Raw genomic sequence first — 18,255 nt, 5'->3', positions numbered from 1 at the left:
CTGTTGCCGGCATGGCAGATGGCCTATGATCCCCGAACCAGGCCTTTGACCTTGGGTATTCTGCATGGGCGATAGAGGATCGATGACAGTCGCAGGCTCGGGAAAGGATGGGTTTCCGTCCGAACAGGAACCCCGGTTCCATGTACTCGGCTCGCTCGAGGTATGGGCCGGCGGCATACGAGTGCGTCTCGGCGGAACCATCCAAGAGCGAGTGCTGGCCACCCTGCTCCTCGAACCCGGGCGGGTAGTACCGATTGCCAGACTGGTCGAGGCCGTCTGGGAGGAGGACCCTCCTGCGACTGCGTCGCACCAGGTGCGCAAGGCTGTCGCCGATCTCCGCCGACGCCTGCCGTCCGGTAGAGAGGTGATCAGCACGGACGGCCCGGGCTACCGGGTGATGACGTCGGTCAGCCAACTCGATCTTCTCGACTTCAACGCACGGATCCAGACAGCGGCGCAAGCCGTGGGCATCGGGAGACTGACCGATGCCTGCACAGAGCTGCAGGGCGCTCTCGATCTGTGGCGGGGACCCGTCCTCGCGGGTGAGGGCGGCCCGGTGATCGGCCTCGCGGCAACTGCGCTGGAGGAGCGCCGTCTCGCCGCAGCCGAACAGCTCCACGAACTGCGCCTCGAGCTCGGCGCAAGCAGCGAGCTCGTCGCGAGTCTGCGGGCGCTCGTCGATGCCTACCCCTTGCGTGAGACGCTGCGCGGCCAGCTCATGCTTGCCCTGTACCGCTCGGGACGACAGGCGGACGCCCTGGAGGAGTACGGGAAGGTGCGCGAGTTGCTCGGCGACGAGCTCGGCATCGATCCGGGGTCTCGACTGGTCAAGCTGTACGAGGGGATCCTGCGGGAGAGTCCGGAGCTGACAGCCCCGCAGAGTGGGCCGCCCGCCACTGCCTCCGGGATGCCGGCTGAGCAGCGCGGTCCGGTTTCCACACTGCCGTATGCGCTGCCGGATTTCACGGGCCGGGACAAGGAGCTGGCAATCCTGCTCAGCCGGGTCCGGGCCGAGCGATTGCCGGATGAGCACAGCGCCCGGGTCGCAGCCATCGACGGGATGGGCGGCGCGGGCAAGACCTCATTGGCCGTACGCGCCGCTCACCAGCTGGCCGAGGAGTTCCCCGACGGGCAACTCTATGTGGACCTGCGCGGGTTCACCCCCGGTGAGCAGCTCCCCATTTCGGCATCGACAGCACTGGACATCCTGCTGCGCGCGATCGGTACGCCGAGCGAGCACATCCCCGAGGACCTGCCCGGCCGCACCGCCACATGGGGGGCTGCACTGGCGGGGCGCCGGATGCTGCTCCTACTCGACAACGCCTCCGACGCCGCGCAAATCCAGCCGCTGTTGGCGGCTCCCCCCGGCTGCCTCGTGCTCATCACCAGCCGGGTGCGGTTGCTCGACCTCGACGGCATCGAGTGGATCTCCCTGGGGCTGATGCCACCCGAGGACAGTGCCACGCTGGTGGCACGGACGCTGGGCCCGGCCCGCGTGAAAGCCGAACCGGAGGCGGCCGCCGAGCTCGCCGAGCTGTGCGGCCATCTCCCCCTGGCGCTGCGTATCGCCACCGCGCGGCTGCGCAACCGGCCCCGGTGGACCGTGCGGCACCTCGTCGAGCGACTGCAGGACGAGAGCCGCCGGATGGACGAGCTGAGCTCAGGCGAACGCAGCGTCGCAGCGACACTTCAGCTGTCGTATCTGGCCATGGACAACAGGCACCGCGCCGCGTTCCGCGCCCTCGGGTTGCATCCCGGTGATGGCATCGACGCTTACTCGGCGGCCGCGCTGCTCGGCACCGATGTCCGGGATGCCGAGGACATTCTGGAGCTTCTGCTCGACGTACATCTGCTCCAACAGCCCGGATTCGGCGAGTACACCTTCCACGACCTCGTACGCAGCTTCGCCCAGAGCCAGCACGGACCGATGACGGAACAGACCGATGCGGACGCCGTCGAGCGGTTGCTCAGCTACTACCTGACAGCCACCAACGTAGCCTGCGACGTGCTGTTCCCAGGCCGTACCGCCCGCTCAACCGGGATCCCTCGGTATCAGGGAGAGCTCCCGGACCTGGCGGAAGAGAAGACCGTCAGCCTCTGGTTCCGTCGCGAACACCAGCGACTGCTGGCGGTCGTGGACCTGGCCGATCGGCTCGGCTACGACCGGCACACCGGCTGGCTGGTCCGCGACCTGGTCTTCCATCTGAATGCGGGTGGCTATTTCGAAGAGTTCCGGGCACTCGGCCGCCTCGCGGTCCAAGCCGCGCGCCGGCTCGATGATCCGGTCCTGCTGAGTATCAGCCTGTCCAGTCTCGGCGCCGCTTGCTGGAAGCTCGGCTACTTCGAGGAGGGCATCAACGTCGCCCGCGAGGGACGTGAGATCGCGGTACGCCTCGGCGACCGTGACGCCGAGGCGAACAGTGAGTCCACTCTCGGGCTGCTCATGTCGATGCTGGGGCGGTACAACGAGGCCCTTCCCCTGTTGGAGCACGCGGTCGAACTGGCCAGGGAACTCGGCACTGCCCGCACTGAAGCGGAGACTCAGACGATTCTCAGCTCGCTGTACGCACGATGGGGCCGCTATCCGGAGGCTGCAGCGTCCGCCCTCCGCGCCCTTGAGCTGGAGCGGGACACCGCGAACTCGGTCAACGAGACCATGGCTCTGGCCGATCTGGCCTTCGCCCAGCTGGGCATGGGTCAGTACGTGGATGCCGAGGCGAGTCTGAGACGGGCCCGCGAGTTGTGCGACGAGAGCGCGCCGCAGGGCGATGTCGCCCTGGTGCTGGCTCTGTCCGCCGAGGCGGCGTACCGCCTCGGCGCCAGTGATGCGGCGTCAGAGCTCGCGGACCGTGCCCAGACCCTCGCACGGTCCGGTGGTACGCCGGTCCGCCAGGCGAAGGCCGAGAACATCCTCGGCCGGCTGCACACCGCACAAGGGCAGTACGCATCGGCGGCGGCGTTGCATGCCCACGCGCTCGAGGTCGCCTCGGCAATCCAATTCCGCTCCGAGCAGGCGTCCGCGTACCTGGGTCTGGCCCAAGCGGCCGAGGGACTCGGCGACGGCGCTACGGCTGGGAAGAACCGGCTGGCAGCCGCCGAGTTGTTCGACCTCATGGAGATTCCGGCGGCCGGCCGCGGTCATTGAGGAAGGCGGCACGGACCTCATGGAGTGGGGCTGGCCGGCCCCTTGTCCTCCGCGAGGATCTGCTGCTCGGCCGAGTGGCCGGTCGCGGCGGCCTGCACGGTCGCACTGACCCCGAGCGCCAGGACGGCAGCCGCAATGATTCCCGTCAGTCTGATCAGCTTGGTGTGCATGGTTCGTCCCCCTGTGGTTGTTCGAGCGGATAGGACGCAGTGTGGCGCGTATCCGTGTTCGACGTCCGTGAAGGTGTCACAGGCCGATCCCGGAACGTTCCCGCCTGCATACCTTGGAGGGAAGTATCTGGTGGGACGGGGCAGCGGCTCCGGCGAAGCCCCGGGACCCACTACGTGACCTGGGGCTTTTGCGTGTCCCGCGTGTGGCGCTAGTTCCTCAGGCGGATCCAGTACAGGAAGGCCGCGCTCAGGAGCAGGAGGGCGGCGGTCAGGGGCCATAGGGAGAGTAGGGACGGGCCGCTCGCCAGCAGGGCGGCCAGTCCGTAGAGCGCTACGGCCGAGCCCAGGACGGCCTGGAGTGCGGCCGGTGTCCTGGCTGCCCGTACGACGAGGAGCAGCAGGACGGCGCAGGCCGGGTACAGCCAGGGGAGGTCGCGGCCGGGGCCCTGGAACAGGACGAAGTCGCGCACCTCGTGGAAGTCCGCCCAGGCGGTTTCCCGTGCGGCCAGTTCGTGCGGGAACCGCCAGCGCGGTGACAGCTCCGCGGCCTTCTGGAACGGGAGGGTCCAGTGGGTCAGGAGGATGACCTGCCAGAGGAGCAGGGACAGCGCGCCGGCCTGGCCCGCTCCGGCGAGGCCGCCCAGCCCGGCCCGGGAGCGGGGCGGGGGCGGCGTGTGGCGGACGGGGACCGGGTCCGGGCGGCGGGCCGGTTGCGGCTGAGGGGCCGGCCCGGGCCGCGGGGGTGCCGGAGGAGTCACCGGAGGTACGGGCGGGCCTGCGGGCTTGCCGTACTTGAGCCGGGCTTCGCGGGCCCGGCGCATCGCCTCGGTCGTGTCGTCGGCCATGGTCCCTGTACCCGTCCCCTGTTCGTCGCTCGTCGCTGTTTCCTTGACCGGTGCGGTTCAGCGGTGGCGGCCTCCGGCGCTGCCGGCGTTCCGGCCGTGCTGGCGCTTCTCGTAGGCCTGTTTCTGCCGCCGGGTGATCTCCGCGTCGTCGCCCCGGCTGCCGTGCTCGCGGGGATCGCTGCGCAGCGTGAGGTCCCCGCAGACCGGGCAGTCGGGCCGCCGCCGGGTGCGCGGCCAGATGCTCTGGAAGGCGTACTGGCCCGGGACCTCACCCAGCACCTTCGGGAAGAACCAGTGGTCGGGTTCCATGGCGAACAGGGCCATGGACAGGTCCTTGCGCCGCGGGACGGCCAGGAAGCCGCCGATGCGGTCGTGGCTGCCCGCCGGGTGCAGCAGGGCCAGGGCGATCTTCGCAGCGGCCGCGGTGAGGTGGTGGATGTCCGTCAACAGGCCCGGTACGGCGTACATCCGGCCCGTCCCGTAGTCCGTGCGCGGCTGGTGGCCCAGCTCGCCCAGGGACTCGCGGACCCCGCCGGTGGCGCACATCCAGCACGGGGAATCGGGGGTGGTGAACACGACCTCGCCGCCCGCCGCGCCTTCGTACAGCCCGACGAACAGGGCCGGGCGGCCGACGAAGTACGCGAGGTGGTTGAGACGCTGCTGGGCGTGGTTGTCGTCGGTGGCGGCGATGAGCAGTTGGGCGTCGGAGATGCGCTGCTGCCAGCTGTGGTTGTCCAGCGCGGCGACCTCGCGCTTGAGCACGGTGACCTTCAGCCGCGGGTTCACCCGCTTCAGGCGCCGGGCGGTGGCCTTGGCCTTGTTCCGGCCGATGTCCCGCGAGTCGAACATCGAGCGCCCCAGGTTGGCCGGCTCCACGCGGTCGGGGTCGACCAGGGTGATCCTGCCGACGCCCGAGCGGACCAGGACCTCGGCCAGGTAGCTGCCGACCGAGCCGACGCCGACGAGCAGGACGTGGCTGTCGGCGAGGGCGGGCGACAACAGCCCCCCGGTGCGGGCGAACAGCCCGGCGCGCGCCGCCCTGGTCCGGCCGATCCCGACCCGCATGGTGAGCCGGCGGATCCGGCCGGGGGGCCGTTCGGCGGGTCGGGCCGCGGCGTCCTGGGAGACCGGCGGGAGCGGGGGACCGGGACGCGGCACGGGCACGGGCGCAGCCATGGGCGCCGACGCGTGCGGGTCGGGCGGCGGGGGCGCAGGGGGTGCGGAGGGCGGCGGTGACGTGTCGGGCCGGCTGATCGGGAGTCCGTCCCGGCGGGCCGGACCGGCGACGAGGGGCTCCGCGGTCCCCCTCGGGGGTGCGGAGGCGGCGGAGAAGCCGGCCGCGTTCCGCAGGGCCTCGCGGAGCCGTTCCCGTTCCGGCACCCGGTGGTCCCAGGGCAGCTCGCCGGCCAGCAGCTCCGGATGGCGCCCGTCGGCCCCGGCCTCCTCCAGCAGCAGCGGCGGCGCCACCGGGAAGTCGGGGGTGGCGAAGAGGTACCGCCGGGCCCCGGACCGGCCCGGCGGCAGGGGGACCCGTACGCCGGCGACACCGCCGACCACACAGGTCAGCGGGTGGGAGTCGGACCAGAAGATCCCGGCCTCCCGGAGGGCGGCGGCCAGCGGCACGACCACCGGGCGCAGCGGCTGGAGCTGCACCCCCCGGGCGGTCCACGTGGCCCCGAAGAAGGACATCCGAGTGTTCTCGACGGCGAGTTCGTGCCGGTCGAGCGGGGTGGTGACGTCGTGGGTGACGATCGGGGCGATGTAGCGCCCGAGGTCGGGGACCGCGTCCAGCGTGCGGCCGTATTCGCGGTGGTCCTGCCGGGAGGGGTGCGGCATGCCGAGCGGGTGCGAGTGGACGATGCCCTTGAACCGGATCGGACCGGCCGCCTCCTGGCGGCCGATCTCGTCCAGCAGCCAGCCGGTGTTGCTGTACTCGACCCGTGTCACATGTGCGTGGGCGTCGTGCACGAAGCCGGTCAGCACGTCGCGGCCGCGCAGCCCGAGCAGGGCACCGCCCTGCTCGGGCCTGGTCCGCCCGATGTCCTTCTCCACCTGGTCGATCACGTAGTCGAAGACATGTACGGGCAGCACGGCATCGGTCCCTTCGGCTCCGGGTGGGCTGCTACTGCTTGCGGTTGAAGGGGAAGGGGCGGCCCATCCGGACGAAGTCCACGCCCAGGGCCCAGGCCGCCGACCGGGCGTAGGCGTCCTGGAGGGTGGGCTGGCCCGAACCGGGCCGCTCGGACAGGCAGATCAGTCCGCTGTTGTAGAGGTGCACGCCGTGCGCGTCGTGGCTGGGGAGGGTCTCCAGCTCGGGTTCGATCAGCCGCACCTGGTACTCGGTGCCGTTGAAGTGCGCGCACATCACGTACGTCCGGTTGAACATCGTGGTGATCTCGTAGACCCAGCCCTCCGCACCGGGGGCGTCCTCGTAGTAGGTGTTGGACGGGAACTTGGTCCGCACGATCTCGGACTCGCGGGCCAGCCGGGCCTCCGCACCGCGGGCGGCGAAGGTGCTCTGCGGGACTCTCGACAGCGGGGCGTCGTCCTCGCCGCCGGTGCCGAGGAGGACCTTGCCGTCACGGTCCACGTACACCTCCTGCTGATGGCCCGTCGCGTTTTTGGACTGGCTGGCGAAGAAGCTGTCCCGGATCGCGTTGAGGTCGTACTTGTCAGCCATGTTCGGCATCCCTCCCCAGGGGAACGTGGGTGGAGCGGTGCGGTGAAGCGGTGCGGCGGTACGCGTCGTCGTTCACGACGGGTCGCTGGTGATCAGCTCCCGTATCCGCACCGTCTTCGGGTCGTGGGGGCCGTGCGCCGTCACGTGGTCCTGGTACAGGGCCTCGAACTCGGCCGCGGCGAGGGCCCGTTCTCCGGCGGCGTTCAGCCAGTGGGCCCGGTCGAAGCGGATCTCCGACAGGCGCGGGTCGGTGGCGGAGAAGACTCCGGAGACGGCGGTGAGGATCTCCAGGAGGTGCTGTGCGGCCAGGCCGGCATGCCCGGCGTCACCCAGGTAGCGGGCCAGGTTGAGGGAGCACACGAGGGCCAGCTCGTCGTCGGTGCCGAGGACCTGGCGGGCCCGCGCGGCCACCGGGGCGAGCCGGTCGGCGGCCTCGGAGGGCCGCCCGGCCCGGGCCAGTGCCCGGGCGAGGTGCAGGACGACGAGCCACCCGGTGTGGTGGTCGGAGGGCAGCACGCCGGACGCGTGGTCGAGGACCTCGACCAGCAGCCTGACCTGCTCGACGGGGTCGGACTCCGCCTCCAGCACGGCGTTGCACCGTGCCTCGACCTCGGCCGCAGGGTCGGCCGGGGGCCCGGGAGGCGGGGGCGGGGGCGGCGGCGTCTGCGGGGTGACGACGAGGGTGGGCAGCGGGGTGGCCGCCGCGCTCAGGGCGCGGAAGAGCGCCGCCATCTCCCGTGCGTCCGCGGGGCGGTGGCCGGGGTTCTTGGTGAGCAGCCGGGTCACGAGGACGTCCACGGCGGGCTGCACCTCCGGGCGCAGGTCCCGCACGGAGGGCACGACGGCGTGGCAGTGCTTCTTGGCGAGTTCCCCGTAGTCCCCGTGGGAGACGTAGGGCTGGCGGCCGGCGAGCATCTCGAAGAGGACGCAGCCGACGGAGTAGAGGTCGGTGGCGGGGGTGACGGGATCCAGGAGGAAGCGTTCCGGGGCCATGTACTCGGGCGTGCCGAGGAGTTGGCTGGTGGCCGTCACGCCGGCGGCGTACCCGAGCTCGCCGACGGCGGTGTAGGAACGGGCGATGCCGAAGTCGAGCAGGACGAGTCGGCCGGCGGGCTCCCGGACCATGACGTTGCCGGGTTTGATGTCGCGGTGGACGAGGTTGCGGGCGTGCACGGGGACCAGCGCGTCGCAGAGCTGGGCCGCCCAGTCCAGGGCGAGGGCCACGGGCAGCCGGTGCCCCTTGGGGACGGCGGCGCGCAGGGTGCGGCCCTCGATGAACTGGGTGATCAGGTAGAGGTGCCAGGACCCGGATATCTCGGTCTCGTCCACGTCGTGGATGCGGACGATGTGCGGATCGTCTATGGCCGCGAGGATCCTGGCCTCGCGGAGGAAGCGGAGCGCCGCACGGGTGCCGCGGTCCGTGACGCGGAGGAACTTGGCGACGACGACGCGGTCCAGCCGGTGGTCGTGCGCCTTCCAGACTTCTGCCATGCCTCCCGGGAACTGCTCAAGTAACTCGTACCGGTCCAGTACAAGGCGCCCCGAAGGCCCGGGGTTCGCCCCCCGCATACCCGACATGGCTCAATGGTGGCACTTGCGCGTTCGCCGTTGAGCGTATTCGGGAAACATTCCGTCGGTCCCGGCCGGCGGGGCCGACGCGTGTGCAGACCGGAACTCCCGCCGGGGCGGGGCCCCGGCCGGTGGGGCCGGGCCGGTGTGGAGGGTGATCAGCTGCTTGGGGCGGCGGGCGGGGGTCCGCACCCCCCGGGCGGGGCGGCCGGGGTTGCAAGTGCGTTCTTCGAACTGGCGTATCCTTCGGTGACTCCCGGTCGGGCCCGTGAAGGAGCGCATGGTGATTCGGGTCGCCGTTGTGGACGACGAGCAACTGGTCAGGTCCGGGCTTCAGTTGATCCTGGGGGCGGCCGGAGACATAGAGGTGGTCGCCGGCTGCGGCGGTGCCGGGGCCGTCGAGGTCGTCCGGGAACAGCGGCCCGACGTGCTGCTGCTCGACATCCGGATGCCCGATGTGGACGGGCTGGCCGTGCTGCGGCAGGTGGCCGTGCTGCCCTCGCCCCCTGTCGTGGCGATGCTGACCACCTTCGGCGGCGGCGAGTACATAGAAGAGGCCCTGCGGGCGGGGGCGGCCGGTTTACTCATGAAGAACACCGCCCCCGAGCAGTTGGTCCACGCCGTACGGGTCCTGGCCGCGGGCGGCCGGGTCCTGGCGCCCGAGGCCGCCGAGGCGGTCATCCGGGGGTACCTCGCCTCCGGCCGGGACGGCACCGCGGTGCGGCGCGTGGAGGCGCTGACCGAGCGGGAGCGGCAGGTGCTGGCCCTCGTCGGTGAGGGGCTGTCCAACCGGGACGTGGCCCGCAGGCTGTGCCTCTCGCACGGGACGGTCAAGGACCACGTCAGCTCGGTGCTGGCGAAGCTCGGCGGCGTCAACCGGGTACAGGCGGCGGTCGTGGCGGACCGGGCGGGGCTGATCGGTGCCGAGGGGGAGGTCCCCCGGTGAAGCTCCGTGTGCCGCTTGCGGGGTGGGGCCGTGCGGCGGTGCCCGTGGCGCTCGCGGTGGTGGATGGCATCGTTGTCAACGGGCTCGGGCCGGGGCCGGGCATCTGGGTCGCGCTCGGAGCGGCCGCCGCGCTGCTCCTGCGGCGGTGCGTGCCCGAGCTGGCGCTGCTCGCGGGGCTGCCGGGGCTGTACTTCGGCTACATCGCCTTCGCGCCGCTGATCGCCCTGTACTGCCTCGCCGACCGGCGCCGCAGCTCGGTCGTCGCGGGCGTGGCCGCCGTCGCGGTCGTCTTCGCGCAGTTCCTGCCGTACCCGGTCGACGACTTCTCCGGGCTCGCCGTGAACCGCGAGACGCTGCTCGCGGCGCTGGACTCCTGTGTGCTCGGTGCGGGCTCCGTGGTCCTGGGCCGGTCCGCGCGGCTGCGCCGCGACCGGCTGCGGGAGGTCAGGGAGGGCCGGGAGCGCGAACACCGGCTGCTGGCCGAGCGGACGCTGGCCACCGAGCGGGCCCGGCTGGCCCGCGAGATGCACGACGTGGTCGCGCACAAGGTCGTCCTGATCAGCCTGCAGGCCGGGGCGCTCCAGGTCGGTGATCTCGACGAGGCCACCGTCCTGGAGCGCGCGGGCGTCATCCGCGAGCTCGCCGTGCGGACCAACACCGAGCTCCAGCACATGGTGGGCGTGCTGCGGGCGGCCGGGGGCACCTCCGCCGATCCCGCGCCGCAGCCGCGCCTCGCCGACATCCCGGCGCTGACCCGGGACAGCGGGCTGCGGGTCACCCTGGACGCGCCCGGGGCGGCCGGCGGCTGGCCGGAGGCGGTGGAGCGGGCGGCCTACCGCACGGTGCAGGAGGCGCTCACCAACGTACGGAAGCACGCGCCGGGCGCCGAGGTCCACGTACACGTCCGGCCCGTCGACGGCAGGCTGCGGGTGGAGATCCGGAACACGGCGGCGGACGGTTCCTGTGATCCCGTCGATCTGCCCGGCGGCGGGCACGGCCTCGTGGGTCTCCGGGAGCGGGCGCAGCTCCTCGGCGGCACGTTCCGGTCCGAGGCCGTGCACGGGGGCGGTTTCCTCGTCCGGGCCGATTTCCCGATTTCCCGGAATTGATTCGGGAAATCTGGAACCGGATTGCGGCCTCGTGCGCGAGGAGGAGATTCCGTGCGCCGGACCCCCGCCGACCGGCGGGGGTCCGGATCCGGCAGATGGCTGGGTGATTGGCCGTTTCGGCCTTTGGGTGATCTGTCGGTTGCGGCTGTTTCCCTGCGAAAGCTAGGATCGCCACGCATGTTGAGTACGGGGGAAAGTGGTATATCGATGGTTCGCCGTCATATGGTTGATGAAGCAACAGCGCAGGGCGATTGCATAACCGTCGGGCTCGTCGTCGCCAGAATGTCGCTCAGGCGGCGGCTGACGCGGCTGTTCACCGGCCGGGGATGGAATGCGGCCGAGGTGGAGGACATCCACGACGCACCGCGCTGCGACGTACTGGTCGTGGACATCGACCGACTCGAAGAAGTCCGGGGCTCGACGCCCGTTGCCGCACTGACCCACGGCAGCGACGTCCGCCGGCTCGGGGCGGTGCGGGCCGATGTGAGGGCCGTCCTGGACCTCGACGACCTGGACGAGGCCTTCCTGGAGGCCGTCGAGGAAGTGGCCTCGGGGCATGGCTGGATTTCGCCCACGCTGGTACGTCCACTGCTGCAGGGGCCGGGGCCGAACGTCCCGGTTCCGGTGCACGCCGCCCCGCACGCGCCGCACGCCGCGCACACGTCCTCGCGTGCGCGCCGCGCCGATCCGGCACTCACCGCCCGTGAGTCCGAGGTCGTTTCCCTGGTGGGCCAGGGAATGAACAACGGTGAAATCGCCGGGGCCCTCTACATCGCGGAAAGCACCGTGAAATTCCACATGTCGAACATCCTGCAGAAGACGGGTTTCCGTGACCGGAGCCAACTCGCGGCCCGTATGCCCGGGCAGCAGCCGGTCGGCCGTTGAGGGAAGAGAAAGAAGAAGGAAGAGGAGAGATCGGCGTGTCGAAAATGAAGGAAACCGTGCGCTGGAGCCCGGTCGGAATTCTGCTGGTCCTGGCGCTCGTGGCACCGCTTTTCGGTGACAGTCCCACGGCGGTGGTGATTCCCCTGCTGCTCGCCATGATGCTGGCCGGCGCCAATGTCGCGGTGCAGAAGAACGGGCGGGCCCGCAACGGCGGATGATCCCAGGCCGGAAACACAAGCGCCGGGCCTCCCCCCGAAGGGGAGGCCCGGCGCTTGTGTTTCCGGGTTCGGCGGTCGGCAGGACCGGCGGGATCAGGCCACTTCGTAGCGGTTGAACCGCAGGCCGCCGAGTGCGGCGACCGCCACCGCGTAGAGGGCGAGCACCAGGAAGCCGAGCGGCTGCGCCGCTCCCTCGGCCCCGGCCGCGGCCGTCATGATCGTGCCGCCGGCCGCGGTGTCCCCGGCGCCGCCGGGGAGGAAGTTGCCCACGCCCGGATGGCCCATGGCGGAGGCGAGGATCCGCAGCGTCGGCTCCACGAACTGCGTCATCAGCAGGATGCCGACGATGGCCACGGCCTGGTTGCGCACCAGCGCACCCAGGCCCACGCCGATCGCGCCCCACAGGGTCATCACGACCACGCTGCCCGCGAGGGCGCTGAGCACCGCGGGGTCCGTGAGGTACGCCGGTTCGCCGTGGCCCGACAGCAGGGCGGCCGCGACCAGGGCGCTGCCCGCCACCGACACCGCTCCGTAGACGAACGCCGTGCAGAGGCCGACCAGGACCTTGGCCCCGAACACCCGCATCCGGCGGGGCTCGGACAGCAGGGTGGCCGTGATCGTCCGGGAGCCGTACTCCTGCGTGACCATGACGACGCCGATGGCCAGCGGGAAGACGTACGCGAGCGCGACGGCGAGGTTGTACGCGGGGACGGCCTCGGCCGCCGAGCCGAAACTCAGCGGGCTCATCGGGGCGCCGAGGCCGGCGGAGACGACGAGGGCCGTGAGGCCCGCGCTGCCCACGACCATGGCGAGCAGCAGGATCCACCACAGCCTGGTGGTGGTGAGCTTGCGGAGTTCGGACCGCAGGTGCGTGCCCATCGTCGTGCCCGTGCTCATGTCCGTGCCCGTGCCCTTGTGCGTGTGCGTGTCCGTGCGCGTGATCGTGTCCGTGGTCATGCCGCTGCTCCGTTCCCCGCCCGCGTCAGGCGCATGAAGGCCGACTCGAGGCGGCCGTCCGTCCGCAGCAGTTCGCCCAGCGGCTCGCTGCACAGCAGCCGTCCGTGGTGCAGGAGCAGGACGTCGTCGACGGTCTGCTCCATCTCGCCCAGCAGATGGCTGGAGAGCAGCACCGTCCTGCCCGATGCGGCGAACTCCCGCAGGAACTCGCGCAGCCACACCATTCCCTCGGGGTCGAGGCCGTTGCTCGGCTCGTCCAGGATCAGCAGCTCCGGGTCGCCGAGGAGCGCCGTGGCGAGGGACAGCCGCTGCTTCATGCCGGTCGAGTAGCCGCCGACGGGGCGGTCGGCCGCCCCGCGCAGGCCCACGTCCGAGAGCAGCTCGTCGATGCGCGCGGAGTCGCACCCGGCGGCCTGCGCGTAGCAGCTCAGATGGCCGCGGCCGGTCCGGCCGGCGACGAACGCCCCGCCGTCCAGGCCGACTCCGATCCGGCGGGTGGGGGCGGGCAGCTCACGGTAGGGGCGGCCCCAGAAGTGCGCGGTGCCCCCGGTGGGCCGGATCAGCCCGAGCAGCATGCGCAGGGTCGTGGTCTTCCCGGCGCCGTTGGGGCCGAGGAAGCCGGTGATCCTTCCGCGGGCCACGTCGAACGAGACGCCGTCGACGGCCTTCGTCCCCCGGAACTCCTTGCGGAGCCCCCGGACCGAGATCACCTGCTTCTCCTCTTCTTCCATCCGGTCGTCATCTCCTCGGTCTGGTTGTTCGGGCATGGTTCAGGCCGCCGTCAGGTCGACCTGGGAGCGGATCAGCTCGCGGTAGGGGCCGGGTTCCGCGATCAGTTCGTCGTGGCGTCCCGTCTGGACGACCCGGCCCTGTTCCAGGACGACGACGAGGTCCGCGTTGACGATCGTGGAGAGCCGGTGGGCGATGATGATCCGGGTGCATTCGAGACGGTCCAGCGCGGCCGCGATCCGGGATTCGGTGACGGTGTCCAGCGCGCTCGTCGCCTCGTCGAGCACGAGCACCTTCGGCCGGCGGACCAGGGCGCGGGCCAGGGCGATGCGCTGGCGCTGGCCGCCGGAGAGGCTGCCGCCCATCTCCCGTACGGGAGTGTGGTACCCGAGGGGCATCGCCGCGATGTCCTCGTGCACATGGGCCTGGCGGGCGGCGGCGTCCACTGCCTCCATGGTGGCGTCGGGGACGCCGAAGCGGATGTTCTCGGCGATGCTGCGGTTGCTGAGCACGATGTCCTGGGGGACGTACGCGGCTCCCTCGTAGAACGTGTCGGCGTCGATCTCCCCGATGGACACGCCGTCGTAGACGACGTCGCCCGACTGGAGCGGATAGAGCCCCATGAGGAGCTTGCCGAGGGTGCTCTTCCCGGAGCCAGAACTGCCGACGATCGCGACCCGCTCCCCGGGCCGGACGTCGAACGAGATGCCGTCCAGCGCGGGCGACTGGACGCCGGGGTAGGCGAACGTCACCTCACGGAGCGAGACCGCGCCCCGCATCACGGCCGGCCGGTCGCCGAAGGCGCCCTTGGACTCCGGCTGGTGGAGGATGTCGCCGACCCGCGCGACCTGCGCGTTCGCCGTGATCAGCTGGGTGAAGGCGCCGGACAGGGACATCACCATGCCGAGGCTGGTGGCCGTCAGCGTCTGCGCGGCCACCGCGGACCCGAGGTCGAGCGACCCGTGCAGCACCAGCCACAGCCCCACGGCCAGCACCAGCAGCGGCCCGAAGACCTGGAACACGGAGTAGCCGCCGGCGGCCACGCCCTGGAGGACGATCCGCCGCTGGGTCTGCTCCATGCCCGCCGAGTAGACCTTCTTCCAGTCGCGGAAGAACGTGTCCGTCATCCCGGAGACCTTCAGCGTCTCGATCGACCCCAGCGCCTCCATCTGGATGGACGAGGACTTGGCGGTCTCGCTGATCTCCCGCTCCGTGATGCGCCGGATCGGCCGGTAGGTGGACACGGCGACCACGAGCATGACCAGGAAGACGGCGAAGGCGGCCGCCCCCAGCGTGAGCGAGCGGTAGAACATGTAGCTGAAGATCGCGATCACGCTGCCGAGGTCGAGGAGCACGATCGACACCTGGCTGGAGATCATGTCCCGTACGGACGCGATGCTGGACAGCCGGTAGAACAGTTCGCCCTGGGAGCGGTTCGCGAAGTACTTGTACGGCAGGTCGAGCAGTTTCTTGAACGTCTTGCCCATCATGGCCTCGCCCAGACCGCGGATCACCGCGGCCAGGCACACCGTTCTGAGCAGGGACAGTACGAAGAACACCGCCATCGGCACCGTGAAGGCGACGAGGACCAGCACGATCGGCGCCTTCTCCAGGTACCCGGCGTAGTCGTTGACCGCGTACTGGGTCGCGATCGGCATGAACACCGTGAACGAGTACAGCACCAGCGACATCAGGAACGCCTGGAGCAGCGGCCGCCGCGCCCCGCTCAGCGAGCGGAAGAACTCCCGCCACACGCTCGGTTCGCGGTGGCGCACCGGCTGGTGGTCCTCGGTGGGCGTGGCTTCGAGCGCGAGCCCCGAGTAGTGCTGCTCGAACTCGGCGACCTCGTACTTCCGGCGGCCGCCGCCCGGGTCGACGACGACCACGTGGCGGTCGGTGATCTCCTCGACGACCACGACGTGACTGTCGTCCCAGTACGCGATCAGCGGCAGGGCGAGCTGGTCGAGGCGGTCCGCGCCGGCCCGGAAGGCCCGGACCCGGAAGCCGCGGCCGCGCAGGATCGTCGCGATCTCCTTGATGGTGAGCCCGTCGCGGCCCACCTCGTGCTCGCGCCGCAGCGCGGCGACCGAGTCGCGCGAGCCGTACGCGGACAGGATCATCGCGATGCAGCACAGCCCGCATTCGGACTGGGCGAACTGCTGGACCTCCCGGACCCGGCGGGCCCTGCGGGTGCGCACAGCCATCAGCGGCCTCCGAGAACGAGGGGAAGGGCGGCCCGGGGGTGGTCCAGCAGCAGTCGCGCGTAGTGCCAGCCGGACAGGCCGAGGAAGAAGGAGGGGAGGTGCGGTTCGGTCCCGATCCCGCAGTGCCAGCCGCCGTCGCCGTGGCGGTCGAGGAAGGCGGTGTGGAGGCCGGCCGCCTCGTCGCGCAGCTCCGGCCAGTCGAAGCGGTCGGCCAGCGTGCACAGGACCGCGATGCGGCCGGCGGCGCCGTGGCAGAAGCTGATGTCGCTCCCCAGGTCAGCGGTGACGACCCGCTCCACCTCGGGGGCGATGGCGGCGCGGATCCGGGCGGCCGGTTCGCCGAGCGCTTCGAAGAGCTCACCGGCACCGTAGGCCACCCCCGCGTACCCCTTGCACCATCCGCCCGCGTTCGGCCGGTCGCGCAGGCACTCGTCCTGCCAGCGGTGGCGTGCGTAGGCATCGGCGAACCGCGCCAGGTGCTCCCGGGCCCCGCTGTCGCCGTCGAGGCCCTTTGCCACCATGGCGCTCATGGCGGTGATGCGCCCGAACCGGCCGTGCGACAGGCCGATTTCGCCGCTGTGGGATTCGGGATCGCCGTCCACCTCGACCAGCCGCCGCAGCAGCCGCTCGGGCGCGACGCCCGTCAGCTCGGGGGCGCCGTGCTCCAGGTGGGCGGCGAGGTGGACGAGGTACCCGCCGTACCCGTTGAGGTAGTCGAAGTCGGCCGCGGTGAGGGCGTCGACGTCGAGCGGCACCTCGCCGGGGGGCGGTGCCGCGGTGGCGAACGACGCCTCGGGCGTGCGCAGCCGGCGGATCTCCCAGTCGGTGACCAGCTCGGAGAGGGCTCCGGTGAACGGGGACATCGACAGGGGAGTGCGGTCCGGCACGAACACCGGGTGCATCGCGGACCGGGAGACCGCCTCGATGTCCACACCGAGCGGGGAGGTTCCGGTCAGCGCCTCCACCTGGGCGAGGTAGAGCAGGAGGCCGCCGCCGTCGTACAGCGGGGCGTTGACCCCGCCCAGGCGCAGACCGTCGCCCTGGAGGCGCGGCAGCAGCCAGGTCGGCGCCGCATCCGTGCCGACGACCAGGTCGCGGAGGGTGGAGTGCAGGGAGCCGGCGTCGGCCAGCTCGGGGAAGGCCGTGCGGTGGGAGGTGCGGCGGACCTCCCATACGTCGTCCACGGAGCCCGCCAGCGCGTAGCGCACGTAGGAGAGGTCGCGCTCCGGCGGACGGGCGAAGAAGGAACGGATCGCCGCGAGCGCGGACTGCCGGGGGGTGGTCCCCGAGGCGCTGCGCATGTCCTGCGCAGCATGCGCGTCGTCTCCGCGCAGCAGGCCGGAGTCGCAGTCCACGGTGAAGAAGGGCACGTCGAGATCGAGCAGGGCGGCCACCTCCTGCCGGTGCAGGGCGTCCGCCGATTCCGCGGCGGCGCCGCGGTACTGGCGGGGCAGCTTGCCGAGCAGCTCGGCCCGTGCCGCGGTGCTCCCCAGGTGGACGGGGTGGGTGGAGGCCTCCAGGAAGCGGGCGTAGATGTACGTGGGCCGCACGACCTGGCGCACCGCCCAGTCGCGGGAATCCCGTACGGCCGCCTCGATGCCGTCCCGGTGGGTCTCCAGCAGGGCGCGGGCTTCGGAGTACCCGGTGGTGATCTCGTCGGCCCAGTCCCGGGGGTCCAGCGGTTCGCCGGCGACCGTGGCCATGTTGGAGCCGTGCTCCACGACGACGGCACTGCGGTCGAAGCGGATGTCGTCCGTGCCCGCATCCACGACCATGTACGACTGGAGGTGCTCGGAGGCCGCCGGCCGTATGCAGCCGATGCCCGAGATGTCGACGTCCAGCTTCGCGCCCGAGTAGCGGGCGGGGAACAGGAGCGTGTTGAGGACGGAGTGCTCGACGTCCAGGTTGAGCGAAGCCTGTGCGGAGGCGCCGTGCTGCGGTGCGCCGTTGGGCAGTGAGACGAGGGTTTCGGTGTCGATGACCACGGGCCCCCCGGCCACGGCGATGATGTTCTCGTGGTGCAGATCGGTCGCGCCGATCATGCTGAGCAGGGCCGAGGCCCGGCCGAAGCGGCGGAAGTACGCCGCGCTCCGGCGGGCGTCCTCCAAGTCGGTCTGCTCGACGAACTCCTGCCACACGTGCGTCGGCCGGACGATCGAGCGCGGGTGCAGCGGGCCGAAGAACTCCCCGTCCGGGTCGAGCATGGTGCGCAGGGTGGACAGGAGCTGCTGGCAGTTGTCCTGCTGCGGCTTGTAGACGGTACGGGTGCCGTCCTCCCAGGTCACCAGGCAGACGGTCCGGCCACCGCGGTGGGAGTCGCCGAGGCCGGGGGTGAGGGCGGTGATCCGCCCCCGCGCGCCCAGCAGCGCGTCGAGCTCGGGCCGGTCCGCGACGGCGGCGTCCAGGACCTCCCGCAGGGTCCGGGCGGCGCGGTCGGTGACCAGGCGCAGCAGCCGGTCCAGCTCGGGGAAGCGGGCGGTGATCTCCTGGTGGCCCCGCTCGTCGGCGACGCGGGAGTGGAAGGCCTCGTACGTACCGCCTTCCGCGTGGAAGGAGGCGATGAGGGTGCGCACGCCGGTCTCGGCGCAGACGCCCATCAGCGAGCGGAGCACCGATTCGGCGACGGGCGTGAGGTCGACGGCATCGTCGAAGGTCGGATGGTCCGAGAGCGTGGCGATGTGCTGCGCGCAGTCCCTGAGGTACGGGGTGTAGAAGGCGCCGAAGACATCGGCCCGCTCCTCGGTGATGCGCTTCACCAGCTCGTCGAGGGATGCTTCGCTCGGGTACACGGTCTGCTC

Annotated in this window: 14 protein-coding genes; 5 read left to right on the top strand and 9 right to left on the bottom strand. The window is 71.4% G+C overall.

The features are described 5' to 3' along the window. Positions 1–211 precede the first annotated feature (211 nt). Positions 212–3,145 carry a BTAD domain-containing putative transcriptional regulator gene (locus ACIGFK_RS11070; RefSeq protein WP_400051304.1) on the top strand — a complete coding sequence of 978 codons (2,934 nt, stop codon included), beginning with the start codon at positions 212–214 and terminating at the stop codon, positions 3,143–3,145. A 17-nt stretch (positions 3,146–3,162) separates the two neighbouring features. On the opposite strand, the gene ACIGFK_RS11065 is transcribed toward ACIGFK_RS11070, so the two are convergent. The 5 genes from ACIGFK_RS11065 to ACIGFK_RS11045 all read right to left on the bottom strand — a co-directional run bounded on the left by ACIGFK_RS11065 (position 3,163) and on the right by ACIGFK_RS11045 (position 8,331). Continuing rightward, entirely contained in the window at positions 3,163–3,315 is a 153-nt protein-coding gene (locus ACIGFK_RS11065) for a hypothetical protein (protein ID WP_376658489.1), read from the bottom strand. 209 nt (positions 3,316–3,524) lie between these two features. Further along, positions 3,525–4,160, bottom strand: coding sequence for a hypothetical protein (locus ACIGFK_RS11060; RefSeq protein WP_376658488.1), 636 nt, complete (start codon positions 4,158–4,160; stop codon positions 3,525–3,527). Positions 4,161–4,217: 57 nt separating this feature from the next. Then, positions 4,218–6,251: a ThiF family adenylyltransferase gene (locus tag ACIGFK_RS11055; protein ID WP_400051302.1), complete on the bottom strand. Its 2,034-nt coding sequence runs from the start codon at positions 6,249–6,251 to the stop codon at positions 4,218–4,220. A 31-nt stretch (positions 6,252–6,282) separates the two neighbouring features. Further along, positions 6,283–6,840 carry a hypothetical protein gene (locus tag ACIGFK_RS11050; RefSeq protein WP_376658486.1) on the bottom strand — a complete coding sequence of 186 codons (558 nt, stop codon included), beginning with the start codon at positions 6,838–6,840 and terminating at the stop codon, positions 6,283–6,285. Between the two features lie 72 nt (positions 6,841–6,912). Then, a complete protein-coding gene (locus ACIGFK_RS11045) occupies positions 6,913–8,331 on the bottom strand; it encodes a protein kinase (protein WP_376658485.1) in 1,419 nt (472 codons plus the stop codon). Positions 8,332–8,692: 361 nt separating this feature from the next. Between ACIGFK_RS11045 and ACIGFK_RS11040 the strand changes: the two genes are divergently transcribed. From ACIGFK_RS11040 to ACIGFK_RS11025, 4 genes are all read left to right on the top strand, one after another. Beyond that, complete coding sequence (locus ACIGFK_RS11040) at positions 8,693–9,355, top strand: response regulator (protein ID WP_400051427.1); 663 nt, start codon at positions 8,693–8,695, stop codon at positions 9,353–9,355. After that, positions 9,352–10,464, top strand: coding sequence for a sensor histidine kinase (locus ACIGFK_RS11035; RefSeq protein WP_376658484.1), 1,113 nt, complete (start codon positions 9,352–9,354; stop codon positions 10,462–10,464). Before ACIGFK_RS11040 ends, ACIGFK_RS11035 begins: the two co-directional genes overlap by 4 nt. Before the next feature lie 222 nt (positions 10,465–10,686). Next, positions 10,687–11,349, top strand: coding sequence for a LuxR C-terminal-related transcriptional regulator (locus ACIGFK_RS11030; RefSeq protein ID WP_376658483.1), 663 nt, complete (start codon positions 10,687–10,689; stop codon positions 11,347–11,349). Positions 11,350–11,384: 35 nt separating this feature from the next. Then, on the top strand, positions 11,385–11,567 hold the full coding sequence (locus ACIGFK_RS11025) for a hypothetical protein (protein ID WP_376658507.1): 183 nt from the start codon (positions 11,385–11,387) through the stop codon (positions 11,565–11,567). A gap of 93 nt (positions 11,568–11,660) precedes the next feature. Here the strand turns inward: ACIGFK_RS11025 and ACIGFK_RS11020 are convergent, their stop codons facing one another. From ACIGFK_RS11020 to lanM, 4 genes are read right to left on the bottom strand one after another with little or no spacing between them, the layout of a single operon-like run. Beyond that, positions 11,661–12,524, bottom strand: a complete 864-nt coding sequence (locus tag ACIGFK_RS11020; protein ID WP_400051299.1) for an ABC transporter permease — start codon at positions 12,522–12,524, stop codon at positions 11,661–11,663. Continuing rightward, positions 12,521–13,255, bottom strand: a complete 735-nt coding sequence (locus ACIGFK_RS11015) for an ABC transporter ATP-binding protein (protein ID WP_376656317.1) — start codon at positions 13,253–13,255, stop codon at positions 12,521–12,523. The genes ACIGFK_RS11020 and ACIGFK_RS11015 overlap by 4 nt, the downstream gene beginning before the upstream one ends. A gap of 39 nt (positions 13,256–13,294) precedes the next feature. Then, positions 13,295–15,457 (bottom strand): peptidase domain-containing ABC transporter, encoded by a 2,163-nt coding sequence (locus tag ACIGFK_RS11010; protein ID WP_376656318.1) that lies wholly within the window; start codon positions 15,455–15,457, stop codon positions 13,295–13,297. Beyond that, a complete protein-coding gene (gene lanM / locus ACIGFK_RS11005; RefSeq protein ID WP_400051297.1) occupies positions 15,457–18,246 on the bottom strand; it encodes a type 2 lanthipeptide synthetase LanM in 2,790 nt (929 codons plus the stop codon). Before lanM ends, ACIGFK_RS11010 begins: the two co-directional genes overlap by 1 nt. Between the last annotated feature and the right edge of the window lie 9 nt (positions 18,247–18,255).

The organism is Streptomyces sp. NPDC085524 (assembly GCF_044541755.1).
In the GTDB taxonomy this organism is placed as follows: Bacteria; Actinomycetota; Actinomycetes; order Streptomycetales; family Streptomycetaceae; genus Streptomyces.
Note: the sequence above shows the minus strand (reverse complement) of the source record. Positions and strands in the feature narration are given on the sequence as shown.

What these genes read in the sequence shown, in the direction of transcription:
- ACIGFK_RS11030 (WP_376658483.1), top strand. Translation starts at nt 10,687, where the DNA reads ATGGTTGATGAAGCAACAGCGCAGGGCGATTGCATAACCGTCGGGCTC.
- ACIGFK_RS11065 (WP_376658489.1), bottom strand. Translation starts at nt 3,315, where the DNA reads ATGCACACCAAGCTGATCAGACTGACGGGAATCATTGCGGCTGCCGTC.
- ACIGFK_RS11020 (WP_400051299.1), bottom strand. Translation starts at nt 12,524, where the DNA reads ATGACCACGGACACGATCACGCGCACGGACACGCACACGCACAAGGGC.
- ACIGFK_RS11015 (WP_376656317.1), bottom strand. Translation starts at nt 13,255, where the DNA reads ATGGAAGAAGAGGAGAAGCAGGTGATCTCGGTCCGGGGGCTCCGCAAG.
- ACIGFK_RS11060 (WP_376658488.1), bottom strand. Translation starts at nt 4,160, where the DNA reads ATGGCCGACGACACGACCGAGGCGATGCGCCGGGCCCGCGAAGCCCGG.
- ACIGFK_RS11045 (WP_376658485.1), bottom strand. Translation starts at nt 8,331, where the DNA reads ATGGCAGAAGTCTGGAAGGCGCACGACCACCGGCTGGACCGCGTCGTC.
- ACIGFK_RS11050 (WP_376658486.1), bottom strand. Translation starts at nt 6,840, where the DNA reads ATGGCTGACAAGTACGACCTCAACGCGATCCGGGACAGCTTCTTCGCC.
- ACIGFK_RS11010 (WP_376656318.1), bottom strand. Translation starts at nt 15,457, where the DNA reads ATGGCTGTGCGCACCCGCAGGGCCCGCCGGGTCCGGGAGGTCCAGCAG.